The sequence below is a fragment of the Labilibaculum sp. genome, assembly GCF_963664555.1.
Taxonomy (GTDB): Bacteria; Bacteroidota; Bacteroidia; order Bacteroidales; family Marinifilaceae; genus Labilibaculum.
Genome location: NZ_OY761461.1, coordinates 1,599,897 through 1,619,530, shown reverse-complemented (window position 1 = coordinate 1,619,530; position 19,634 = coordinate 1,599,897). Strand labels below are relative to the sequence as shown.

The 19,634-nt window shown below is 36.2% G+C and carries 12 protein-coding genes; 2 read left to right on the top strand and 10 right to left on the bottom strand.

The genetic code is table 11. The features are described 5' to 3' along the window. Position 1: 1 nt before the first annotated feature. Positions 2–1,738, bottom strand: a complete 1,737-nt coding sequence (locus tag ACKU4N_RS06405; RefSeq protein WP_321321731.1) for a fimbria/pilus outer membrane usher protein — start codon at positions 1,736–1,738, stop codon at positions 2–4. A 34-nt stretch (positions 1,739–1,772) separates the two neighbouring features. Continuing rightward, positions 1,773–3,164: a PorP/SprF family type IX secretion system membrane protein gene (locus ACKU4N_RS06400; RefSeq protein WP_321321729.1), complete on the bottom strand. Its 1,392-nt coding sequence runs from the start codon at positions 3,162–3,164 to the stop codon at positions 1,773–1,775. Between the two features lie 550 nt (positions 3,165–3,714). Between ACKU4N_RS06400 and ACKU4N_RS06395 the strand changes: the two genes are divergently transcribed. Together ACKU4N_RS06395 and ACKU4N_RS06390 are read left to right on the top strand one after the other, a co-directional pair. Then, on the top strand, positions 3,715–4,653 hold the full coding sequence (locus tag ACKU4N_RS06395; RefSeq protein ID WP_321321728.1) for a hypothetical protein: 939 nt from the start codon (positions 3,715–3,717) through the stop codon (positions 4,651–4,653). A 27-nt stretch (positions 4,654–4,680) separates the two neighbouring features. Beyond that, positions 4,681–7,857 carry an FG-GAP-like repeat-containing protein gene (locus tag ACKU4N_RS06390; protein WP_321321726.1) on the top strand — a complete coding sequence of 1,059 codons (3,177 nt, stop codon included), beginning with the start codon at positions 4,681–4,683 and terminating at the stop codon, positions 7,855–7,857. Between the two features lie 668 nt (positions 7,858–8,525). Here ACKU4N_RS06390 and uxuA read toward each other — a convergent pair. The 8 genes from uxuA to ACKU4N_RS06350 form a co-directional block, all read right to left on the bottom strand. After that, positions 8,526–9,731, bottom strand: a complete 1,206-nt coding sequence (uxuA, locus tag ACKU4N_RS06385; RefSeq protein ID WP_321321724.1) for a mannonate dehydratase — start codon at positions 9,729–9,731, stop codon at positions 8,526–8,528. A 10-nt stretch (positions 9,732–9,741) separates the two neighbouring features. Further along, positions 9,742–10,548: an SDR family oxidoreductase gene (locus tag ACKU4N_RS06380; RefSeq protein WP_156194600.1), complete on the bottom strand. Its 807-nt coding sequence runs from the start codon at positions 10,546–10,548 to the stop codon at positions 9,742–9,744. 54 nt (positions 10,549–10,602) lie between these two features. Further along, positions 10,603–11,241 carry an NUDIX hydrolase gene (locus tag ACKU4N_RS06375; RefSeq protein ID WP_321321720.1) on the bottom strand — a complete coding sequence of 213 codons (639 nt, stop codon included), beginning with the start codon at positions 11,239–11,241 and terminating at the stop codon, positions 10,603–10,605. A 141-nt stretch (positions 11,242–11,382) separates the two neighbouring features. Continuing rightward, on the bottom strand, positions 11,383–13,008 hold the full coding sequence (locus ACKU4N_RS06370) for a glycoside hydrolase family 43 protein (RefSeq protein WP_321321718.1): 1,626 nt from the start codon (positions 13,006–13,008) through the stop codon (positions 11,383–11,385). A gap of 40 nt (positions 13,009–13,048) precedes the next feature. Next, the gene (locus ACKU4N_RS06365) at positions 13,049–14,989 is read right to left on the bottom strand and encodes a sialate O-acetylesterase (RefSeq protein ID WP_321321716.1); all 1,941 of its coding nucleotides are present in this window, start codon (positions 14,987–14,989) and stop codon (positions 13,049–13,051) included. Positions 14,990–15,056: 67 nt separating this feature from the next. Continuing rightward, entirely contained in the window at positions 15,057–16,028 is a 972-nt protein-coding gene (locus ACKU4N_RS06360; protein ID WP_321321714.1) for a glycoside hydrolase family 43 protein, read from the bottom strand. A 113-nt stretch (positions 16,029–16,141) separates the two neighbouring features. Next, positions 16,142–17,275 (bottom strand): endo-1,4-beta-xylanase, encoded by a 1,134-nt coding sequence (locus ACKU4N_RS06355; RefSeq protein ID WP_321321713.1) that lies wholly within the window; start codon positions 17,273–17,275, stop codon positions 16,142–16,144. A 110-nt stretch (positions 17,276–17,385) separates the two neighbouring features. Further along, complete coding sequence (locus tag ACKU4N_RS06350) at positions 17,386–18,873, bottom strand: MFS transporter (RefSeq protein ID WP_321321711.1); 1,488 nt, start codon at positions 18,871–18,873, stop codon at positions 17,386–17,388. Positions 18,874–19,634: the final 761 nt, after the last annotated feature.

Sequence of the window (19,634 nt, the reverse complement as noted above, 5' to 3'; positions counted from 1 at the left end):
TTTAAAAACTGTAATTGTAACCCATACTAAGCGTGAACTCTGCATATTTTTTCTCTTCGTGCCTATTCATATAATTCATGCTGAGAGTAAAACTATGCTTCTTTACTGCATAAGAATTATTGCAGCGAATCACATAAATCCGATTTGCGAAATCGCCGTTCTGATAAGATCTGTTCCAGGATCCGCTCACCGAACTTCTCAAATTCTTTTTAAACCTTTTGGACAAACTCAGTGTTGGCCCAAGAGTTAAGGCGTCACCCGATTCCATATCGTTGTAATTCCCATTTATTGAGGAGGACAATGAAACTCCACTGTTTTTCCAACTAATACTATGCGTTATTCCGGTGCTGTAGAATTTATTTCCAGGCTTTTTATCCTGCCCTTCCTGTTTTTCCGAAGCCATTTGCACATTCAGATTAACATTTAAATTTTGTCTGGCATCTGCATTTTTCACATCACCCAAAACCTGCGACAGAGTAAGTGACATATTCTGAGAAACCTGGGTAAAATCGAGGGTATCATAAACCTGTTGCTGATTCACTTCGTTTATATCTTCGAAATCGGATCGGATATTCGTGAAAGAACTATAGTTTGAGTAGGATAAATTCAGATTCGTTTTGGCGCCTGTTTGTATTCCAACATTTACAGCTCCAACCACATTATTCATCCTTGATTTTTTCTCATTTTTCAGATCATTCCTTTGCAAACCGGCATTTGCAGAAATATTTAAGTGTCCCTTTAAAAACTGTTTGGCAGTTGTCACTGATATATTCTCCATATCATTGGTAAAATAATAGGCTCCCAATGTTTGGTACTCCGGATCAACCCTTTCGTACAACATCGACACAGAAAAATCCTGACTTTGATAGGATACATCAGTTTTGATAGCGGTATAAACAGAACTGGATGAGTTGGCGTTCATAATGCCATTGGTAAGTACGAATACACCGGTATTCTTTTCGCCCCTGTTTTCAAGTCTTTTATCCTGCGTCAGCATACTATTGGTATATTCAACACCAACAAATATTTTACTGAACAGATTTTTACGAACATTCACTCCCAATACCAGGTTTTCCATGGGTGTGATTTCGGTGTTGTCTGGAATGAGTTTTACTGAATTCTCATCATCCTTAGCCCCAAATGCAATAACACTCAAATCATCCCCCTTGTCTTTGTAATTTAGCTTTAAACCGTAACCCATCCTTTTGTAGGAGAACAATGTTTCCTTTTCCGTACCTACTGGTTCTTCCGCTTTCCGAAGCCTTCCAAACATAAGGCTGGCGCTTAGTTTTATTGGTGGAGTCAGCTCAAGCCCTACTCCTAAAAAACTATGTCCGCTTAAACTATAAGGCGAGAAACTCATGGCAGAATAACCCGCATGCAGCTTCACCCACTTGTAAGTTGGAGATATACCTATCTGGTTAAAACTAACTCCATGTGATAATTCTACATCCTGATTGGAATAGGTAAAATTTAAAGGAATTGACCACTGTTCAAACAGTGACAAATTCAAACTGCCCGTAGCATAAAACGTATGTGCGTCTCTGTTGCGCTTAACTCCTATTGCCGAATAATTAACATTATTGGCTGAGATACTACCCGAAACACCAATCTTTTTTGCATTGATTACTTGCTCAACATCCTGAGCACAAACAACAAGAAATGAACTCAACTGAATAAATAGGAAACACAAAATCCGGACAAATATCCGGGCTCCCTGATCTTTATTTCTACTCAAACTTATTATATGGTGAACCCCTTTATTCATTAACTTACCGATAAATAATAAATTTGATTCGTCTGTTCTTTAATCTTTCCTGACCATATGCGTTGGCTACAACTGGATTTGAGTTTCCTTCCCCAAAATAATCCACTCTGTTTCCTGCAATTCCATGCTGCTCGAAATAATCGGAAATAATTTCAGCCCTATGAACAGATACTTCCAGATTCTTCGCATCATTTACCATCATATCGGTAAAAACATGTATATGAACAATTGAGTTTTTATGCTTTTGCATCCGTTCAATCAAAGAGTCAATAAACTTCTTCAAACTCTTATCTATAATTTTGTGCTGATCAACGGTTGAATAATCCCAGTACTCATCATCCCAAACAAACTCCTCCTTCTTTTTGCGTACAAGTCCACTTGCATTTCTTATCTTATCAGAGAAGCCGGATTTCTTTTCCCGACTAAAATTCTTATTCAACGAAAGCATCACTTCATTGCTTGTCATGTAATTAGAATTTATTTTTGAAGATGTAATGGTACGGCCAACTCTTATTGAATAAAAAGATTGCGAAAACTCTAAAGCAAGAGCATAAACTTTGTCAACAACATACCGGGGAATTAAAGCAATACTTCCTTCCTTAAAAAAACCTCCCTTGGAATTCTTCCAATAATATCTCATATCCAAACCAAGATTTAACCACTCATTCTCATCCTGAAATCTCAAATCACCATCTACTAACAGACTTAATTCATTCCCTAATAAAAGATTGTACCCAAACTGAAGACCGTATTGATAAGAAAGCTTCTCTTTTTGATCGTTCCCTGAAGTGTAAACAGGTCTATTTAAATTGGCCAGTGAGGCACCAACAAAATAGTTAAGACTATTATTTCGATACATTTTTTCGAGTCGAATTCCGGAGTTCCATGAAGAATATCCATCCGATACATCCTGAAAATTTTCATTAATAGCTAAACTTGGACTAAAACCTTCCCCTAAAACATACTGACTCCCCGTTGTAAAACCATTGTTGTCAAAAAAACGCTGAAGCACATTCCAGGAAATACCCAAACCTAAATTTAATTGATCCGACACTTTCAACTTATAGGCCAATGAAACGGCAAAACTCTCTTCCTTCAGCAAATCATCAGACGATAAATCATCAGACATAAACGACACCCCTACAGCGCCCAAATGGCCTCGTTTCTTATCATTTAAAACCGGCAAAACACCAGTAACCAGAGAGGTCGTAAAAGCAGAACCTGATTTAATTTTCTGAATGCGATTGTAGAAACTTACTTTTGCGTACGGTAACCCGGCAATAGCTGAAGGATTGTATTGCAATGGAGATTCTGTATAGTTAACTAAGGGTATTTTTTGAGCCTTGAGGTGAAATGACACGACAATAAAAACCAATAAAATTATTTTCCCTCTCATTCTGGATTACTGTTTTATCTAATTCTCTAGCTCAGGAAATTAACCTTAACAGGTTGAAATTGCCTAAAACTAATAAATTTTATATGTTACATTATTCGGCCAACAATAATAAACACTAATATGTTAATACACAATATTTTTTGTTAATATTTATTAAATAACACTCAATTTTATCAGCCTTAAAATAAATATTCTAATTAACAAGTAAATTAATGTTTAAATTTAATTTTATGTTGAAATGAGTAAAAGATTATATCTTCATCAGCTTCGAAAACAATATATTTCACAGCTCTCCACGCAACAAAATAAATTGACACATAACTCTTAAAAATAAAGACATACTGACATTACAGAATCACCCAACATCATTTTACTCACTCTAAAAACCTTTTTAAAGTGAATATTTTAAACAGAAAAACCTCATTAAAATAAAACGCAACTATGATTAATTTAGATGCATTATAACAAACAAGAGAGTATAATATCCCAAAGTTTTTCTCCAATTTTATTTTATTTGTCTATATTCGAACATAATTTTCAAAACAAAATTATGAAATCAATTTTTAAGTTAATTACATGTGGTATTATTGTGTTATTTTTCTCAAACACCTCATTTACACAGGAGTTAAACAGAAAAGGGATACAATCCTTCTTTAAGGATGTAATATCAAATCCTGATTCATATCATAATACGCCAAGTGATTTTAGCACAAATAAGCTTGAAATCTTAAATGATTTAGAAGTATACAGAATTGATTCAATTGACGCAGTTCGAAAATACGCTTACCTTATTGCCAATAACCTAACTAAAAATGACACAAATTCTATCCTTAAACAGGATGTGGTTAATTTTCTGTTAAAAGGATTTAATGACTCAAACTCCGGCATCTGCGGTATTGTAAGCGATTTACTGAAAGATTACGCTAAAAAAAGCTATAACAATAAGGCCCGAAACAAAATTCTGGAATTACTCTACCTAACCCCCCCTTACTATCATGAACTAATCAGATTAGCTGGATATGTTAATCCTGACTCTACTCTAAAAAGCATTACAGAACTGCTGTTATCTGGAATTATCAAAAGCAATGAACCATACTGGGCAGCCAAACTGGCACTGGCAAGAATTGGAGATCATGCAGCAATGGAATTCTGTATGAAACAGATTAAGATGATGGAGGCAAATGATGATTTAGTTTATGATTACGTTCCTGATCTTATCTACACACATCAGAGAGAAGCTTTTGATTTTTTAATCGGGTTATTAAACAGCAATGAAAAAAACTGTGAGTCTTCCAATGCAGAATCGACAGAGATGATCGTATGCGGATACAGAATCATGGAGTATCTGGCTCCTGTAATAAAAGACTTTCCTCTTAAAATAAGTGATAGCGGAGATATAGACACGAATGATTATACCGAAGCTCTTCAAATATGCCGCGATTGGTTTTTACAACATCCTGACTACAAAATTATAAACGAAGAATACTAATTCTTCCCATTCCTGAATAGTAAAAAAATGAAAAAAATATTTTTAATCCCCATAGTTTGCCTTTGTTTTAATTTGTGTCTGGCTCAGTTTCAGGAGAAAGTTTTCACCAACATTCCCAATTTGAATAATAGTAAATGTGTTTGGGGCGACATCAATCACGATGGGCGCCAAGATTTAGTATTAATGGGCGAACAACCAGATAAATATGTAACCAGCATATATATCAATAACAATGATCACTTTTCTCAAATGATTGTTCCCGAATTAATACCTCTCAGCAATGGTTCTCTCTCCTTATTGGATTTTAACAATGACAACTACCTCGATTTATTTTATACCGGAATGGATACGGATGGTATTAAACACACTCTCCTGTTTAAAAATATCAACGGAAACTCATATGTAAAAATGGCAACATCATTCGAAAATGTCAACCTTAGCAGCCATACTTGGTTTGATTTTAACAATGATGGGTTTCTTGATCTGGTTTTGTCAGGTTTGAATGATAAAAATCAAATCATTACAAAAACATATATAAACAACAAAAATGAAAGCTTCTATTCACAAGAACACAATCTGGCAAGTATTTATTCAGGAAGTACAACATCAATTGATTACGACAAAGATGGATGGACAGATCTTCTAATCACAGGAAAATCGGAAGGCGCCCGCAGAATTTGTTATTTATATCGAAATGAAAAAGGCATTGCTTTCCATAAAGTAATAGAACTGGATGGTGTGACAGATGGAGATTCAAAATGGGGCGACATCAACAATGACGGATTCCCTGACCTTGTAATTGCTGGATATGATGGTGAAAACTATCAATCAAGAGTATACACAAACAATAAAGGAACTTTACAGTTTTCTCAAAACTTATCTGTTCCACTTGGTGGCTGCGATTTAGAATGGCTGGACTATGATGGTGATGAAGATTTAGATTTGATCAGCATAGGAGGAATTAACAATACAAGCCCAAAAACCGTGCTGTATACCAATGACAACGGTCTACTTTCTAATTCCAACATCGTATTTCCAAATGTTTTTGCAGGTTGCCTGGCCGTTACAGACTTTAATGGAGATGGTAAAGCTGATATATTCATTTCCGGCACGCAAATCCCAGAAGGTCCTAAATCTCTTTTCTATACTAATAATTTCAGTTTCTCATACGAAAAACCAGCCCCTCCAACCTTATTGAATTCAGTAACAAGTTATCCTAATGTATCTTTAAATTGGAACAAAGGCAGTGATAATATATCTACCCCAAGCAGTCTTCAATACAGATTAAAACTTGGAACCACAGCCGGCAGATCTGAATTCTATCCTTTTTATACTAATCTAACTACCGGTGAAAATTTATTGACTTCACAACATGAACTGTCAGACACAACTATCGAGTTAGCGAATCTCTCTGAAGGCAAATATTATTGGGCTTTACAAAGTGTAGACATTGCCGGCAATATTTCAGAATTATCTGATTTGCATCTGTTTTTCATTAATGCCCCAATAAGCTTAGGCGAAGATCTAAATGTTTGTCACGGCGAACAAATTCAACTATCAATTCCTGATGGCAATTACACCGCAAACTGGTATTCTAAAAGTAAAGGTGAAATTGCAAGCAATACGAACAAAATTTCTCTGTCAATTACCACTAATGATACCGTTTGGGTTAAATTGAACAAAAATTACGGAGGTGTTGTATACGACACAATTAATATTTTTTATCATGAAAACCCGATAATTGAATTAAATAATGAAACATACTCATGTTACGGTGAAAGTATAAGCTTACATCCCATAACAAATGGCACTATCCGGACATGGAAAACATTCCAAAACAAAATACTCAGTAATAATCTGAACTACAATGTACTTACTACCGAAAAAGATTCCTTGATTTTTGAAGTACAATCAGAATACGGTTGCGTTGCAAAAGATACAAGTTTTATATTTGTACACGAACTTCCTGTAATTGATTTAAAAGACAATTATTTTGCTTGTAAAAACCAACAAATCACAATTCAAACAAGTGACTACTATAAAACAGAATGGTTGAATCAAAATAAAAACTTACTATTTGAAAACACCAATAAATTCACTTATAAAGTCGACAAAGAATATGAATTTTATTTAAAAGTGGAAAATAAAGAGGGATGTTCATCAGAACAGAAATTTACACTCCATCCTTACTCCCTTCCATCAGCTTACGCTGGAAAAGACACCCTAATTTGCGAAGGTTCTGAAATTGAACTTGGACCGGATGTAATGGCCGAAGGTGGAAGATCACCATACAGATACATCTGGACTTCATCAAACAACAATTTCGTTTCCGAAGAAATGCACCCAAAGTTTAAGGCGCTTCAATCTACTGAATTTGCATTAAAAATTACTGACTCAAATGGCTGTGAAAATCGAGATACTACTGAATACAATATAAATCCGATTAGCAACATAGATGCAGGATTAGACAAATCGATCTGTGTTGGAGAATCATTAGAACTTGGCGGCAATCCTACAGCTCAAAATAGTCTTAGGGAGTATAAATATTTATGGATTCCTTCAACAGGACTTAACAATCCTAACATTGCCAACCCAACAGCAACGCCTTTGACAAGTACAGAATATCAATTAGTTGTTTCCACACACAATTGCGAAAACTTAACAGATAAGATAAAAGTCAACGTGCATCAAACACCAATCATCACAATAAAACCCGACACTATTGTGGGGGCTAAGCAAGAATTCAAGCTTTGGGCAAAAGGTGCAAACACTTATGAATGGACTCCGGAATTACCATTAAATGACCCTTCAAGCAATTCTCCAATAGCCAGCATTCCAGAAAATACAATATTCTCAGTAATTGGCTATTCTGAATTTGGCTGTCAGTCAGACCAGAAAAATATTAGCGTTCATGTAAACAACGAAATTTTCATCCCAACTTTATTCTCACCAAATAAAGATGGTAACAATGACAGATTCCTTGTGTACGGCACAGGGCTATCGAAATTAACAATTAGAATCTACAACAACTGGGGAAAAGTTGTTTATAGCAGCAATAACAATTCCGAAATTCAGAAAACAGGTTGGGACGGAAAAAACAACGGTAAAAATGTACCTGAAGGCAATTACATATGGGAATTGGAAGGAAGCTATTCTGATGGCCGATACTGGAAAAAAACGGGTACCATTTACTTAATGCGATAAAGAATGCAGTCCTAGAATAATATTTGGAGTATTATATAAAAACAAATTCGTCACCATTTTTTTATTAGAAGTCGAATTAAGTGAACTCTCAAGTGAACACTACATTTCAAACAGTAACAATACATTATAAATCAACCCTTTCAATATGGATGAGAAACTCCCTCTCTCTCCGCCATGCAGAAATGCAATAGAAGGAAAAGCCTTGTAAACTTAACGTTTACAAGGCTTTCTTCATTTAGTAACAAGGCAATTAAATACCTAAAACAACATTAAAAGGGTGTAGCATTCGGTGTAGATTGGAAAGCTTAATTTTGCTACACCGCGAACAGGTGCCAATACACTGCAATTTATCCTAATGAAAAATAAGCTATAGAAATATCTTTCTATTTGCTTCATCCAAAACTTCGTTTTCAAAACCATCAAGATATGTTTGCATTGTTTTTTCTGTCGTGTGACCCGGTCTTTCAAAGATAACTGCAATTGACACACCTGAGCACTTAGCAATGGTTCCCACTATCAACTCTCAGGTAAACACAAATAATCACACCAATATAAAAGACAATAAATCAATCGTTATTGTTCGCTTCCCTCCCACCTCTCTCCACAATTTAGGATTTATCCAAAAACAAAAGACTGTAAATTCAATGATTTACAGTCTTTTGTTTTACCTACTTTATAAACGATTCAATTCCTGTCATTAAACCATCGAGCTCAGCCAAGCCCTTTAATCTGCCGATTAACGGATAACCGGGATTGTACTGATGTTCGTAATCTGACAGTATTTTAATTCCGTGATCGGGACGAACCGGCATGCGCACATCTTCCCGTCCTTCGGCTATCCGGCGTTTCTGCTCTTTTAATAAAGCACTGATTATTTTTACCATATTCTGGCTTCCCGAGATATGGCCTGACTCATAAAAACTGCCATCTTCAAGCATCTGAGTATTACGCAAATGAACAAAATGAATGCGTTCCGAAAACCGCTCAATAATATGTGGCAAATCATTTTCCCTGCGTGCAGACAAAGAACCTGCACAAAAGGTAATGCCATTATTTACTGATTTATTTGCTTCAAAAAGCCACTCGTAATCCTCCTCTTGCCCGATAATTCGAGGAAGACCCAAAACAGGAAATGGAGGATCATCAGGATGAATAGCAAATCGGACTCCTGCTTCTTCAGCCACAGGGATAACGTCATCCAGAAACAACTTTAAGTTATTGCGCATCGAATTTTTATCATGCCCTTTATACTTTTCGATAAACTGCAGAAAAAGTGCTTTTGGATCCGTAACTGAACCATCAATCAAACCATCAATAAATCCTTGAGTAACTACAATAATGTTGTAAGCGAGCTCCTCTGCCTCCTCTTCCGACATTGATTCATATGCCTTGGTTGCTGCTGTCACAATCTCTTGTGGATAATCCTTATCGGCACCGGGTCTTTTTAGGATGTAGATATCGAAAGCCACAAAAGTGGGAAAATCAAAATACATGGATTCACCACCATTGGCCAGCTTGTAATGAAGATTGGTGCGGGCCCAATCGAGAACCGGCATGAAATTATAACAGATCGTATCGATTCCACACTCGCCCAAATTCCGAACAGATTTCTTATAATTTTCAATTAAACGGGGATAATCCTCCGAATGCAGTTTTATTCCTTCGGATACAGGTAAACTCTCTACCACACTCCATCGCATTCCTTTGGATTCTATCAATTCCTTCACTTTAAGAATCTCAGATTTTTCCCAAATTTCCCCGTTGGGGATGTGGTGTAAAGCGGTAATTACACCTTCAACTCCCATCTGAACCAACATATCCAGCGTAATTGGATCTTTAACACCAAACCAGCGCCAAGTTTTTTCTAATGCCATAATCTATGATTTATACACCACTGAATGAGCTAAAACCTCCATCAACAGGCAATATCACACCTGTGATAAAGGATGCTGCATCAGAGCATAAAAATTGAACTGCTCCATTTAATTCTTTAATATCCCCAAATCGTCCCATTGGCGTACGTGCCAATACTTTTTCACTTCTTTCGGTATATGAACCATCCGGGTTAATTAATACATTCCGGTTCTGATCTCCAATAAAGAAACCCGGAGCAATTGCATTTACACGAATTTTTTCGCTAAACTTCGTTGCCATTTCCATGGCCATCCATTGAGTGAAAATATTGATTCCCGTCTTAGCTACAGAATATCCTAAAACACGGGTAATTGCAGAATAAGTTGCCATTGATGAAATGGTTATTATACTACCTTCCCCTTGTTCAGACATTGCTTCGCCAAAAACAAGACTTGGATACACGGTTCCATTCATATTGAGGTTATTTACTTTCTCAAAGTCCTCAATTTTCATATCAAAAACAGTTTGTTGTTCGGTAAGTGTTGCTCCGGGCAAATTACCTCCGGCTGCATTTACTAAAATGTCAACCTTTCCCCATTTATTGATGATTGTTTCCCGAGCTTGTTTGAGCTCATCCATGCTTAAAACACTGGATACAAAACCAATGGCCTCGCCACCCAATTCTTCCAACTCCTTTACCCGGTTGTTTACATTTTCTTCCCGGATATCAAGTACGGCAACTTTTACCCCTGCATTAATTAAACTACGGGCAATACTTCCTCCTAATACGCCCCCTCCACCGGTTACTACGGCAACTTTTCCTTTAATTTCAAACATCGTCTAATTTATTTTTAACGTATATTATACGTTATCTAATTTGTATAAATTTTTTTAGCTATTTTCTTTTAATCGATATAAAAAAGCAGGACGCTGTTTTCCGCCGATTGTTTTTTCATTCAGTTTTTCAACCAGTCCCTGAGCCATTACTTTTTTTCTGAAATTTCTATTGTCAATTGTCTGCTGCAGAAATGTTTCATACAAGCACTGCATTTGATTGAGCGGAAATTTTTCAGGCAACAAATTCACTAAAATTGGTTTTCTCCAAATCTCTTCCTTTAACCACTTTAAAGAATAAGAAATCATAGCATTGTGGTCGAAAGGCAATTTTTTAATATGATTCGTTTTACTCCACTTGATTCTTTTTGCATGCGCTCCTGCTATCAATTCAAACTGTTCCGGTTTCACCAAAGCACAATATAATATTGAAACAACTCTGCGATCAGGATAACGATTGGTTTCGCCAAACAAGCCTACTTGTGATAAAAAGAGATTTGACATTCCCGTTAACTCCTTAAGCAACCTATGAGCCGCATCATCGATATTTTCATCGATACAAATATTTCCACCCGGAAGTGACCATTCATTAAATTCAGGCTCCTTATCTCTTTTTATTAATAAGACCTTCAATTCTCCATTCACGTAACCAAATATGGCACAGTCAATTGAAACATTTAATAATATCTCTCCCATTGAATAATTAGTTTACGTACAATATACGTATATTATTTAAATAATAACAACTACTTAATATAGAAAATGGTTGCCCGCGGAATAACGGACAACCATACTTTTATAAGCTTGAAATATTTAATAAAATTAACAGACTGTTACCTATTTAGCATCATACTCAAACCAGTCAAACTCAGCCTTATTTATAGACTCATAACCATTACTGCTGGTATAAAAACCAATCATAGGTCCGGTAAAATCGGTACCGCTCTGACTAGCATTTACAGTAGCATCCTGAATATCGCCAATAGGCTGAAGCGAAGTTTTATCCTTGCCAAAATAAAATTGATATTTTAATTTATTTGCTTTTAATCCCAAGATTAAATTGCCTGACTTAACACGCTCCATAGCAACCAACTTTTCATCACCTTCTTTTACGCGATAAAGTTTTACAACATTTTCACCATTCTCTGATGATTTCACTAATCTGAAATTACGTGCATTATTATAAACAGCAACAAAACCAGCTTCTTCGTTATCATTGGCGGGATTAAAATTCACTTTTGTAAAAGATTCAAAAGAAAATTCGCTGATTCGCTGTGCCAATAATGAAGGTTGCTCAAGTTTCGTCATCATTTGAGGACGAGTATCCAAAGTAATTTTGCCTTTTGAAATATCATACCATTTCTCATACGGTGTGCGCAGAAAAACCCATTTCAAAGCCAAATTATCATCATCAAATTCATCACGGACTGGATACGACTCAACAGGTGTCCAAGGCAAATTGGGCCTTTTTTCCTCGAAACGCACTTTACCAACTCCACGATTAAACAATGGCCAACCATCTTCAAACTCCATTGGTACAAGGTAAGTTTCGCGACCTAATAAATTTTTTCCCTTACACAAACGAACAGCTAACATCACAGCCCACCACTCATTATTTTGTGTTTGAATAATATCGCAATGCCCAACAGCAGAAATAGGATAATCGCGTCCCAAATTACGATGAGTTAATACCGGATTAATGTTTGAAGGTGTATACTTGCCATTAACTTTGTCACTTTCAAAAACCGTTATGGCATGATTGAAACTTGTTCCCCCTTCGGCGATCATCAGCAAGTACCGGCCATTTACTTTATAAAGGTGTGGCCCTTCGCCCCAAACTGCATTTGTGGCATGACCAAAAGTGGCCTGAACCGGCTCACCCAAAAGTTGTTTTGTCTCCAAATCAAGTTGTTGAATAAAAACTCCATTCTGACCTTCCCATTCACGTTTCCCTGAAATATTATGAGCTCCAACATACCAACAAGTTCCATCATCATCCCAAAAAAGAGTAGGATCTATTCCTGGTGTATTTAACCAAACAGGATCACTCCACGGCCCTGCAGGATCTTTTGCCGTAACGTAAAAATTACCTTTGCAACCTACACAAGTCGTTATCATATAAAATAAACCATCGTGATAACGCAGCGTAGGAGCAAAAATACCTCTAGATGCTCTCAATCCTTCATTCAGCTGCAACTGTTCAGGTCTGTCCAACACATGACCTATTTGTTTCCAATTTACCAAATCTTTACTATGGAAAATAGGTACTCCGGGAAACCATTCAAAGGAAGAATTGACCAAATAGTAATCATCACCTACCCGACAAATTGATGGATCGGGGTAAAATCCTCTTAAAATTGGGTTCTCGTAAGTTTTATTCGTTTCTGTGGTATTTTCTTGTGCTCTAAGTGCTGTAATTACGAGCAAAAATAATATCATCAGTGAAAATACATTCTTCTTCATCAGTTATGCTTTGGTGATTAAAATTCTCAACACGTATCAACTACCAAGTATCTGTTCTAAAAGGAGAAGCAGGCAAGCCTTCCTGATTAAACAGATTTGCTTTATTTGGATTGTCGGCCCAGGCATATCTGATTGCCTTAGGATTTTTCACCTGATCACTCCACACAATTATCTTGTTGCCAACAATTTTTGCTTTTGCCCAGACAAATTTCTTATCCTTCCCTGCTATTGCAAATTCTTTTAGCTCTCCATCTCCTTTCGCCAAAAGCCCGCTTCCTACATTTTCAAAAGAAAGAATTACCTTGTTTTTTTCAACCTTCATAGATTGATGCACTGGACCTGAATAAACAACATGATCGTCGCCATAAGCAATCTTTTTTGCCACAAGAAGTAATCTTTCACCTACATCCTTCTTATTAAGTGGATGAATATCGTTCCACTCTCCAATATCAATGGTTACAGCCATTCCTGTATTTGGAATTGACAATATTTTGAGCTGAGCTTCCCTTAACATCGCCCAATTACTTTCTGACGGCTGATCTTTAGGCGACATAAAATTAGGTAACTGAACACATAAAAAAGGAAAATCACCTTGCCCCCATTGCTTTCTCCAATTTTTAATAAGAGATGATAACAGATGTTCATACTCATTGGGGCGACCAGTATTAGACTCTCCCTGATACCATACCGCACCTTTAATTTTGTAGTTCAATAATGGAGCAATCATTGCATTGTATAAGCCTCCTGATTTCCATCTAATAAAAGTTGGTCCTTGTAAAGGCTCCATTGCCACTCCCAGTTTGTACTTCCATTCTCCTTTAAGATCTATTTGAAAATCATCGAATACGATTTGATATGGCTTACCGGCTACAAAACCACCTCTTCCACCATTACTGATCACACGAATCGAAATCGTATTTTTTCCTTCAACCAATATTCCTGCAGGAATAGTATATCGACGCGGTGGGTATTGGTAGCTGGTTGTTCCTATAAATTTTCCGTTTACAAAGACTGAATCAGCATCAATAATTCGCCCCATATTTAGTAAGCCCTCTTTGTTACAATATTCAGCAGGAATCTCAATTTCCTTTCGAAACCAAACAACGCCATTCACATTTCCCAACTTCCCATCAGCCCAATAACCAGGAATGGTCATACTACTCCAATCTGAAGTATTACTATCTTTAGCCCGCCAGTTTCCTTTCTGACCTTCGTCATTTACTGTTGATTTTTGATACCAATTATTACTTCTACGATTATCACTTTGCTCAATTGAATCAATTACAGCTTTATTTTTAAACTTCTTCAATTCGGCACTATAAGACGGAAACTCTTTAAGCGCCTCCTCACTTAACCAAGCTTGTGCCGGAGAGCCACCTAAACTACTGTTAATTATACCAATAGGAACATCATATTCTGAATTTAATTTATTGGCGAAAAAATAAGATACTGCTGAAATATTATTAATCGTGTTCTTATTAATATCTACCCAATTTCCATCCGGCAAATCATTTTTAACAGTGTTGAAATTGTATTTCTTTGGCACTTCAAAATATCTGATGTTTCTGTTATCAGCTTTTGCAATCTCTTCCTTGTAAAGAGGACTCACTCTTCGCATGGGCAATTCCATATTGGACTGACCTGAACAAACCCAAACATCACCAACTAAAATATTTTTAAGATGAATCGTATCGCTTGCGCAGATATTCATTGCATAAGGGCCACCGGCTTTCTGTGCAGGAAGCATAACAAACCATTCTCCCTTATCATCGGCAATGGTTTTATACAGAGAATCTCTGTAGTTAACTGATACCTTTTCATTCTTCGCACTCCAGCCCCAAATTTTGACATCCACATCACGCTGAAGCACCAATCCATTTGAGATCAGTTTAGGCAAACGCAACTGAGCTGACACCATAAAAGGCATCAAAAACAGACTGCCCAAAAGAATAAAAGAAAGAGCTTTTCGATTAAAATACATTCCGTAATTTTTTTTAACTATAATTTAAAAATTGAATTCTCTTGCCTTAAACAATCAGAACATATGCCTAATCGGCCATTCCATCAATTGTTTTAATAGAACCATCTTCATTGTATTCCAACTCTGTAACTTTCATGCTGCGAAGCCATGTTTTTCCTCCTGATGGCTTGGAATCGTGATGAAACAGGTACCATTTCCCCTTAAATTCGCAAATAGAATGGTGTGTAGTCCAGCCTACTACAGGTGTAAGGATTACTCCCTTGTAAGTAAAAGGGCCATAAGGTGAATCTCCAACAGCATAACAAAGCAAATGAGTATTTCCGGTTGAGTAAGAAAAATAATATTTGCCATTGTACTTATGCATCCACGATGCTTCGAAGAAGCGGCGATCATGATCTCCAGCTTTTAAAGGCTCTCCATTTTCATCTAAAATAACAAGGCTTTTAGGTTCTTCGGAAAATTCCAACAGATCATCTGACATTTTTACAACCCGAGCCGGTAATGAAGACTCATCATCGGCAGGTTCGGAACCACACTCCTGTGCTTTATTGTTTCGGTAACGTTGCAACTGTCCTCCCCAAAGACCACCAAAATACATATAATGCTGACCATCCTCATCTTCAAAAACGGCAGGATCGATGCTATAACTTCCAATAATAGGGTGCTTTTCAGGAACAAAAGGCCCTTCAGGCTTATCACTTACTGCAACACCGATGCGGAAAATATCTGTTTTATCTTTTACCGGAAAATACAAATAATACTTACCGTTCTTATGAGCAACATCAGTATCCCACATTTGACGACCGGCCCAAGGCACATCCTGCACATCCAAAACAACTCCATGATCAGTTACTTCACCATCTATATCATCCATTGAAAACACATGGTAATCTCGCATATCAAAATGATCGCCATTATCATTTTCAGGTATACCAGATTCGATATCGTGAGATGGATAAATATATAGCTTGCCGTTAAATACGTGTGCTGATGGATCTGCGGTATATAAACCATCAACTAAATACCTTGGGTTCTTCATTATTTTATTTTTTTCAAGCTCTTTTATCAAGCTTTATTCATATTATTAAATCGATAGAATAAGAGTATCAAATTCTTATTTAAATGACACTTTGGAATAAACTCTTTAACCGATTACAGATCTTCGTTAATTATTTTTTCAACAATTGGTTTTGCTTTATACTCTCTGTCAAACAAAAGAGGATAATCTGTACGTCCGTTAACAGGCCAATAATTGCGCCATGACTGAGCATCACTAACTCCCCAAAGGGTAACACGGCTAATTTTATTGCTATGTTTATAAAACAATCTGAAAAAATCCTGATAACGCTCTGTCATTTTTGTACTAATCGAATCAGGAAGTCCATTGGCGTATGGGTTTAACTCTTTCTTAAATTCAAAATTTAAAGCTATATCGGCTCCAGCATTCATATTTGGCATAGGAAGAACAGTCAAATCCAGCTCCGTAACCATCACTTGAACACCCAATTCAGAAAAAGCCACTATGCTTTTCTCAAAATCCTCAATCGTAGGATCATCCATTGAGATGTGCCCCTGCATGCCAATACCATCAATTCTTATTCCTTGTTCCTGCAATGATTTCACCATAGCCACAACCCCTTCTCTTTTCCCCTTTTTCGCCATCGAGTAATCATTGTAGTAAAGCTCAGCTTCCGGGTCGGCTTCATGCGCAAATTCAAATGCCAGCTTAACAAAGTCTGCACCAATTATTTCATAAAATTTGCTTTTGCGCCAGGTTCCATCATCCAAAATAGCTTCATTTACAACATCCCAGCCTTTTATAATTCCTTTATAACGACCTACCACTGTGTGTATATGACTTCTCATTCTTTCAATAAGAACATCTCTCGAAACATCATTTCCTTGCTTATCTACGAAAAGCCAATCTGGTGCCTGAGAATGCCAAATTAGAGTATGCCCCGTTATAAATAGCTTGTTATCAAGCCCAAACCTGACAAATTTATCCGCCATATCAAAATCAAACTCCCCTTCAACAGGTTGAACAACTTCACTTTTCATCACATTTTCAGCTACAACAGCATTAAAATGTTGTTTTATGATTTTTATGGCAGGGGTGTCAGCACCAACTATTTGGGCACTATTTAATGCTGTACCTATATAAAACCTATCGCCAACAGCCAATTTCAATGATACTGGCTTTACTTCTGTTTTTGAACAACTGCACAATACTCCAAGCAGTAAAAACGCCAAAAAACCGGGGTTGTATATTTTTTTAAATCGATTCATTAATTATAAGTTTACTAATTTGTATTTTATGCCAGACTAAGCAATAAATGTTTTTTTCTTAAGATCATCAAGTTCGATGCCTGAAAGACGATTCACCTACAAATCACTATCTAGGAACGCTTAAAATCAGTCATTAATCCTCGTCTTTTGCTCAATTCATCTTCAATCTCTACTTCCTTCTTTTTATCAATCTTGTAGAAGAATAAACATCCTATTGCAATAAAAAATGTAATAGTTGGAAATACGCTTAAAGAAAGTTTTATACCATTAATTGTTTCAGGACTTTGAACATCCAGCAGATGATTATACCCATAACTTGCTAAAATTCCCGCTACTAAAGCTCCACCAACGCTCAAACCTGCTTTTAAACCAAATATCATTGCTGAAAAAATAATTGCAGTTGCCCTACGGTTATTTTTACATTCGGAATAATCTGCAACATCGGCAATCATTGCCCACAACAGAGGTGTGGTAATTCCATAAAAGAAACCATGCAACAACTGACTTATAAATACCAAAGCTATAGATTCCGGAGAATAAAAGTAAAATAAAAGCAAACATAAAGTGGCAAGAAAAAGACTCACTCCAAATACATCTCTTTTGCCATATTTATCGGCCAGCCCCTTTGAAAACATAATCCCAATAATCATGAAAATGATTCCTCCGGCATTAAAAAGACTAAAACCTGATGTTGCAACATCTTCGGGCCACAAGAAGCCCACAAAGCCCATATTTGACAAAAGATTATTTAAACCACTAATAAAAGCATTAAAGCCAATATCATTTAAAAAAACTGCTAAATGTTGTTCACTTAAATAATTCTCGAAATAAAACACATACATACCGCCTTTCAGCGACAGCGTAATAAATACGAATACAGTAACAACAAGCATTACAATCCACGGCCTGTTTTTCATCAAATCTTTAACATCTTGTTTTACCGATGTTGTTTCTGTTTGAGTCGAAACCACACGTTCCTTTGTTGTTAAGAAAGTGATGATAAAAAAGACAATACCAACAAGTGCAAAAACTCCCATTACATTTTCAAAGCCTTTTGCCTTATCGCCGTCACCAAATATTAACACCAATGGCAATAATAAACCTTGAACTATGAATTGAGCTACCATTACTGCAGTAAAACGATATGATGAAATACTGTTGCGTTCTGCCATATTTCCGGTTAAAACGCCACTCAGAGCCGAGTAAGGTAAGTTATTGGCACTATAAAGTAGTACTAATAAGATATAAGTAATAAATGCGTATGCAATTTTACCTCCCGGACCAAACTGCGGCGTACTAAAAGCCAATAAGGCCATTAGCCCAAAAGGGATTGATGTCCAAAGAATCCATGGACGAAATTTCCCCCACCTTGTTTTGGTACGATCAGCAATAACACCCATTATCGGGTTAAAGCATGCTCCAATCATACCTCCCGAAAAAATAATTACGGAGGCTGTTCCTGCCGGAATCTTATACACATCGGTATAAAAGAAGGCTAAAAACGTCATCAACGTTTGAAAAATGAGGTTAGCCGCAAGGTCGCCTAAGCTGTAGCCAATCTTTTCAACTACCGATACTTTATCTGATTTTAATGTCATTTTGTAATATTTAATACTGACTTTATTATTCGATGTTATTTATTAAAAAAGTGGCTCCTTATAAACTTTAATTACTGTGAGAACCACCCAAACTGTTAACCAAAAATACTTGTATTGAAATAAACTCTCGTGATGCTGTGTTACACAAATTTGTTAGTTTGTTACATATTTTTCATTCCCGTTACATTTAATTTCATTTTGGTTACATCTTTGTTTTAACCATATGTTTTAAAAACAATAAATCAATGGTAAAAAAAAACCGCACACTAATTGTTACCAATAAAAAATACACCTTACTGTAGTAGTGTACTATCTTCCTTAAAAGTAATTTTGGGGTATTGAGCAGTAAGAAAAATCCACATTTTATTATACCAAATTAACATCAAAACAGGCCTTATAAAAAGTTTCTTTTCAGCTATATCTTCATTAAAAAAGTTACATCGTAACATGGCTGTGCTTTACTTTTTTGCCTCGATACAGCTAAAAATTAATTCATTTTATTTAAAGTCTGTTTTGAAATTAAATTGGTATTAAAGCACTGCACTTGATTCCTGTCTAAACAAACAGAAAACAACAGCGACCAGATATCTCCATCCTGACTTAAGAAACCTCTCCAATATTCAAACCTCTCCCATCAAACATAGAAAATGGGACAATATAAACTCCCCCATTCTTCTATTATTTTACCTCAAATCATTTTACTGATTTATATATTCACCTGTTCTATTTTATATCGTTTTTTCCACAATATCAGGATCTCG